We start from the raw sequence: 5,938 nt of genomic DNA, 5'->3' as shown, positions 1-5,938 counted from the left end.
GTTACGACTCGCTACTCGAGTCAGTAGGCCATACCCCGCTGGTCGGCTTACCGGCTTTGTCGCCCTCGCCTGATGTGCGGCTGTGGGCCAAGTTGGAAGACCGAAATCCGACCGGATCGGTGAAAGACCGCGCCGCCCTGGCGATGGTGCTCGCCGCGGAGGAGGAGGGCCTGCTGCGGCCGGGCTGCACGATCCAGGAGCCGACCAGCGGCAACACCGGCATCTCGCTGGCGATGGCCGCCAAGCTCAAGGGCTATCGCATCGTCTGTGTGATGCCGGAGAACACCTCCGAGGAGCGCCGTCAGCTGCTCCGCATGTGGGGCGCCGAGATCATCTCCTCGCCTGCCGCCGGTGGCTCCAACGAGGCCGTACGCGTGGCCAAGCAGGTCGCGAGCGAGCACCCCGACTGGGTGATGCTCTACCAGTACGGCAACGAGGCCAACGCGCTCTCGCACGAGGAGGGCACCGGACCCGAGCTGCTCGCCGACCTGCCCGAGATCACCCACTTCGTCGCCGGTCTCGGCACCACCGGCACGCTGATGGGCGTCTCGCGCTTCTTCCGCGAGGCCAAGCCCGACGTCCGGATCGTTGCCGCCGAGCCGCGCTACGGCGAGCTCGTCTACGGCCTGCGCAACCTCGACGAGGGTTTCGTGCCCGAGCTCTACGACGCCACCCTGATCGACTCGCGCTTCTCGGTCGGCCCCCGGGACGCCGTACGCCGCGTGCGTGAGCTCCTCGAGCTCGAGGGCATCTTCGCCGGCATCTCCACCGGCGCGATCCTGCACGCCGCGCTCGGCCAGGCCGCGAAGGCCGTCAAGGCGGGGGAGCGGGCCGACATCGCGTTCGTGGTGTGCGACGGCGGCTGGAAGTACCTCTCCACGGGTGCCTACGAGGGCACCGTCGACCAGGCCGAGGACCGCCTCGACGGTCAGCTCTGGGCCTAGCCGACCCCCTAGGCTGAGGCGCGTGCCCCGCGCCCTCCTGCTCGCGCTCCTGCTCGTGCTGGTCGGCGCGCCCGCGCTCGCCGACAGTGAGTTGTCGCCGTTGACCAACACGACGCTGCCCGCGATCAGCGGCACACCGAGGCAGGGCCAGGTCCTGCGTGCGGATCCGGGACGCTGGTCGCCGCAGCGCACCGAGACCCGCTACCGCTGGCTGCGCGACGGCGAGCCGATCCGCCGGGCCCACGAGCGGACCTACCGCCTCACCGCGCTCGACGTCGCCACCAGGCTCACCGTCGAGGTCCGCGTCCGCGCCGACGGCTTCGCCTGGACCGCCGCCGTCTCCGAGCCCACGAGCAGGATCGACTACCGGGTGCCCGTGCGGCGACGCGTCACCTACGACGTCACCACGCGTGGCCGGATCACCACCAGCCTCGCGACGTTCAAGCGCCTGGCGCAGGAGACGTACGCCGATGCGCGCGGCTGGCGAGCGGCCGGCATCGCCTTGCGTCAGGTCGGGAGGGGTGGCGACTTCACTCTCGTGCTGGCGGAGGCGTCGACGCTGCCGAGCTTCGGTGCCGAGTGCTCGACGTACTGGTCGTGTCGGGTCGGCCGCTTCGTGGTGATCAACCAGGACCGCTGGAAGTTCGCCTCACCGGCGTGGAACCAGGCGCGGGCAGGCCTGCGCAACTATCGCCACCTCGTGGTCAACCACGAGACCGGCCACTGGCTGGGACACGGTCACGCCGGCTGTCCCGGACCGGGTCAGGCGGCGCCAGTGATGATGCAGCAGTCGAAGGGGCTCGACGGCTGCCGGTTCAACCCGTGGCCGACAGCGGCTGAGCGGTGAGCGCGACCAGGTCCTGAGCGGCGTCGTGCTCGCTGCCGGGGACGGCGGGGAGCTCGAGCAGGTCGAGGGCGAGGTTGGCCACGTCCCCGTTGCGGATCGGCGCGTCGCCGTAGGTCGTGCGATCGCGCCTGGGGTTGGTGTAGGTCGGGTTGATGGCGTAGAGGTCGACGCCGCGCGCGACGTCGGGACCCCAGACCATGAACGGCACGGTGTAGTTGGCCGGCCGGACGGGGTCGCGATGGCTGGCTCCCCGGCCACCGTGATCGGCCGTCAGGATGACCGCGGTGTGCCCCGCCAGGGTGGGTGACGACGAGATCGCTCGCATCACCGTGCGCACGAGGCGGTCGGTGGCCGTCACTGCCGTGAGGTAGGCCGGGCTCATGAAGCCGCGGGCGTGGCCGGCGACGTCGGGAGCCGAGAGGTGCAGGAAGCGGAAGCTGCGCGTGCGAGCGGTCAGGTCGCCGACGAACTGCGCCGTCAGCCGCCTGTTGTCCTCGACGATCACGTCGGTGTCGATCGCGTCGGGCCAGGACCGCTCCCAGAGGGAGAACTTCGCCTTGCTGGCGAAGAAGGCGGTGCTGCCGCCGGCGTCGTGGACCACGTTGAAGACCGACGCGACGTCATGGCCGGCCGCGGCCTGGACGGTCGGCGGCGTGAGGCGCTCGTCGTTCCAGGTCACGCCGTGACCGCCGGTGGCTGCTTCGACTCGGCGCCCGGTGACCATGCCCGTGTGGTTGGGCAAGGTGTCGGTCAGCTCGAACTCGGTGCGCGCGTTGAGCGTGGTCGCGCCGGTGCGGATCAGCTTGTGCAGTGCCGGGGCGCCACTCCTGCCGAGCTTGGTGATCGCCATCGGATTGAGGCCGTCGATCGAGATGGCCACCACCGTGTCGATCGGACCGGCGGTGTCGAGGCGGCGCTCGGCGACACCGGACCGTGACGCGTCGGGGGCCTCGCTGGCTGCGGCGCACGCGATGCCCCCGGAGAGGACGAGGGTCAGGACAGGCAGGACGACACCGAGACGCGACAAGGGAGAACCCAAAGCGTGCCGGACGCGTTCTCGTGTGACCGGGCCAACGCTGCCCACCGCGTGCCTTTCCCACCCCGCACGCCCTAGCCTTGCCCCCGTGCCCACCATGACCCGCAAAGCCCCGATCGGGATCTTCGACTCCGGTTTCGGCGGGCTGACGGTGGCGCGGTCGGTCATCGACCAGCTGCCGCACGAATCGATCCGCTACGTCGGGGACACGGCGCGGCAGCCGTACGGCGCCAAGCCGATCAGCGAGGTCCGCGAATACGCCCTCGAGTGCCTCGACCACCTCTACGCCGAAGGCGTCAAGGCGCTGGTGATCGCCTGCAACTCCGCCAGTGCGGCGATGCTGCGCGACGCACGGGAGCGCTACGACGTACCTGTCGTCGAAGTCATCCTGCCCGCCACCCGACGAGCTGTCGCGGCGTCGCGCAACGGCCGGATCGGCGTGATCTGCACCCGCGCGACCGCCGAGTCGATGGCCTACGACGACGCGTTCGCCGCGGCCCCGCACGTCGAACTCCTCACCCGCGCGTGCCCTCGCTTCGTCGACTTCGTTGAGGAGGGCGTGACTGCCGGCAGTGAACTCATCGACGTCGCCCACGAATACCTCCAGCCGCTCGTCGACGCCGGCGTCGACACCCTCGTGCTCGGCTGCACCCACTACCCGCTGCTCACCGGCGTCATCTCGCTGGTGATGGGCGACGAGGTCACGCTGGTCAGCTCGGCCGAGGAGTGCGCCAAGGACGTCTACAAGCTGCTGGTGCGCACCGACCTGATGCGCGAGACCGGCGTGCCGACCTACTCCTTCGCCACCACCGGCAGCCCGGACGAGTTCGAGACGATCGGGCGTCGCTTCCTCGGCTCCGAGCTGCTCGTCGCCTCCCAGTTCGCCGGCGGCCTGTCGTGAGCACCGCATGACGGCGCGACTCACCGTCGTCGGCTGCTCCGGCTCCTTCCCCGGCCCCGAGTCGCCGGCCAGCTGCTATCTCCTCGAGGCCGAGCAGGACGGTCGCACCTTCCGCATCCTGCTCGACCTGGGCAACGGCTCCCTGGGCCACCTGCACCGGTACGCGGACCCCCTGAGGGTCGACGCCGTGTTCCTCAGCCACCTACACGCCGACCACTGCCTCGACATGTGCGGCTACTACGTGATGCGCAAGTACCACCCGACCGGCCCACAGCCCCGCATCCCCGTGTGGGGCCCGCAGGACACGCCCGGCCGCCTCGCGCGGGCCTACGACCTGCCGCTCGACCCCGGCATGACCGAGGAGTTCGACTTCTTCGTGCACGGCGAGCCCGTGCGGGTCGGACCGTTCGTGGTCGAGACCGTCAGGGTCACGCACCCGGTCGACGCCTTCGCCCTCAAGGTCACCGTCGGCCACCGCACGGTGGTCTACAGCGGGGACACCGGCCCCTGCCAGGCGCTGACGGACCTCGCCGCCGGGGCGGACCTCCTGCTCTGCGAGGCGTCCTTCCGCGACGGTGTCGTCAACCCGCCGGACCTGCACCTGACCGGCTCCGAGTGCGGCACCACCGCCGCCGAGGCGGGTGTGGGCCGACTCGTGCTCACGCACATCCCGCCCTGGCACGACCCGCAGGTGGCGCTCGCCGAGGCCCGGACCACCTGGTCCGGTCCGCTCGATCTCGCCGTGGCGGGGATGGTCATCGAGCTCTGAGCTCGGCTCAGACCAGACCGGCGTCGTGGACGACCATGGCGATCTGCACGCGATTGGTCGAGTGGAGCTTGTCGAAGAGCCGCGAGACATGGGCCTTGACGGTGGGCACCGAGAGGTACAGCTCGCCGGCGATGTCGGCATTGCTCAACCCCCGACCGACACAGATCGCCACCTCGCGCTCGCGCAGGGTGAGAGTCGCCATCCGCTCCTTGGCCACGGCCGACCGGTCGAGCGGCTGCGTGAGGCGCATCTGCTCCAGCACGGCGCGGGTCGCCGCCGGCGACAGCATCGCCTCACCGTCCGCCACGCGGCGTACGGCGCTGACGATCTCGTGCGGCGGGGTGTCCTTGAGCAGGAAGCCGTCGGCGCCGGCGGCGACGGCGGCGACGACGTAGGCGTCGGCGTGGAACGTCGTCAGCACGATCACCGAGGGCGCGTGGGCGAGCTGCAGGACGGCCTTGGTCGCGTCCAGGCCGTTCATGACGGGCATCCGGATGTCCATCAGCACGACCTGGGGACGCTCGCGCTCGACCATGACCAGCGCCTCCGCGCCGTCGCCGGCCTCGCCGACGAGAACCAGGTCGGGCTGGCCGCCGAGCATGAGCGCCAGTGCGGACCGCACCAGCGGGTCGTCGTCGACCACGAGCACCCGGATGCTCTTCGTGGCTGGCTTGCTCATGCACGTACTCGCTTCGCTCCGTGCGCGCATGAGGCACTTGCCGCGCTGTGCTGAATGACTCGCTGGCTTCGCTCACTCATGCGGTCCACGGTATCGATCCGCGCAGCACGAACAGCGAGCCCTCGCGACCGTGGACCAGGGTGCCGCCACGCAGCTCGGCGCGCTCGACGAGGCCCACCAGGCCCAGACCGGCGCCGGGTGTGGTGTTGTCGGCGAACCCGAGCGGGTTGCGGATCAGGACGTCGATCCCGCGCTCCGGCGAGCCGCTGAGCTCGATGCTCACAAGGGCGCCCGGTGCGTGCTTGGTGGAGTTGGTCAACCCCTCCTGGATGATCCGGTAGAGCGCTCGGCCGACGACATCGGGGACTGCTGCGACCGAGCGGTCCACGCGATCGCTGAACTCGACGTGGACGCCGTGCTCGCGGGACTCGGCGATGAGGGATGCGATGTCGGAGTACGTCGGCTGGGGCCCTTCGACCGGCTCGCCCGTCGCCGCGTCGCGGAGCACGCCCAGCACACCGCGGAGCTCGTGGATCGCCTCGTTGGACTTGCCCTGGATCTCCCCGAGGCCGTCGCGGAGCTGGTCGGCTGCGAGGTCCTCGCGGTAGGCCAGGGCGCCAGCCTGCATGGAGATCTGGGTGATCCGGTGCGCGAGCACGTCGTGCATCTCGCGGGCGATGCGGGTGCGCTCGGCCTCGCGAACCGTGTCGGCGACCAGCGCCTGCTCGCGCTCGGCGGCGAGGGCCTGCTCGTGCCGGTTCG

The 5,938-nt window shown here is 70.8% G+C and carries 7 protein-coding genes; 4 read left to right on the top strand and 3 right to left on the bottom strand.

Annotation, left to right across the window (positions count from 1 at the left end; translation table 11 throughout):
- Positions 1–944: cysteine synthase (locus tag RMO85_RS17955; RefSeq protein ID WP_310530085.1), on the top strand; the 944-nt coding region annotated here is incomplete at its 5' end.
- 22 nt (positions 945–966) lie between these two features.
- A complete protein-coding gene (locus RMO85_RS17950) occupies positions 967–1,791 on the top strand; it encodes a DUF3152 domain-containing protein (RefSeq protein WP_310530084.1) in 825 nt (274 codons plus the stop codon).
- Here RMO85_RS17950 and RMO85_RS17945 read toward each other — a convergent pair.
- Positions 1,760–2,818 carry an alkaline phosphatase family protein gene (locus RMO85_RS17945; protein ID WP_310530083.1) on the bottom strand — a complete coding sequence of 353 codons (1,059 nt, stop codon included), beginning with the start codon at positions 2,816–2,818 and terminating at the stop codon, positions 1,760–1,762. The two genes, RMO85_RS17950 and RMO85_RS17945, sit on opposite strands and share 32 nt — an antisense overlap.
- 106 nt (positions 2,819–2,924) lie before the next feature.
- On the opposite strand from RMO85_RS17945, the gene murI reads away from it, so the two are divergent.
- A complete protein-coding gene (murI, locus tag RMO85_RS17940; protein WP_310530086.1) occupies positions 2,925–3,728 on the top strand; it encodes a glutamate racemase in 804 nt (267 codons plus the stop codon).
- Positions 3,729–3,735: 7 nt separating this feature from the next.
- Positions 3,736–4,497, top strand: coding sequence for an MBL fold metallo-hydrolase (locus tag RMO85_RS17935; RefSeq protein WP_310530082.1), 762 nt, complete (start codon positions 3,736–3,738; stop codon positions 4,495–4,497).
- A 7-nt stretch (positions 4,498–4,504) separates the two neighbouring features.
- Here the strand turns inward: RMO85_RS17935 and RMO85_RS17930 are convergent, their stop codons facing one another.
- Positions 4,505–5,176 carry a response regulator transcription factor gene (locus tag RMO85_RS17930; protein ID WP_310530081.1) on the bottom strand — a complete coding sequence of 224 codons (672 nt, stop codon included), beginning with the start codon at positions 5,174–5,176 and terminating at the stop codon, positions 4,505–4,507.
- 76 nt (positions 5,177–5,252) lie between these two features.
- The coding region (locus tag RMO85_RS17925; protein ID WP_310530080.1) for a histidine kinase at positions 5,253–5,938 on the bottom strand (686 nt) is incomplete at its 5' end.

Source organism: Nocardioides sp. (assembly GCF_031422975.1).
Lineage (GTDB): Bacteria > Actinomycetota > Actinomycetes > Propionibacteriales > Nocardioidaceae > Nocardioides.
The sequence above is the reverse complement of the archived record's forward strand: the minus strand, read 5'-3'. Positions and strand labels throughout refer to the sequence as shown.

Excerpts from the sequence above, each read along its gene's own strand:
- RMO85_RS17930 (WP_310530081.1), bottom strand. The coding sequence starts at position 5,176 with ATGAGCAAGCCAGCCACGAAGAGCATCCGGGTGCTCGTGGTCGACGAC.
- murI (WP_310530086.1), top strand. The coding sequence starts at position 2,925 with ATGACCCGCAAAGCCCCGATCGGGATCTTCGACTCCGGTTTCGGCGGG.
- RMO85_RS17935 (WP_310530082.1), top strand. The coding sequence starts at position 3,736 with ATGACGGCGCGACTCACCGTCGTCGGCTGCTCCGGCTCCTTCCCCGGC.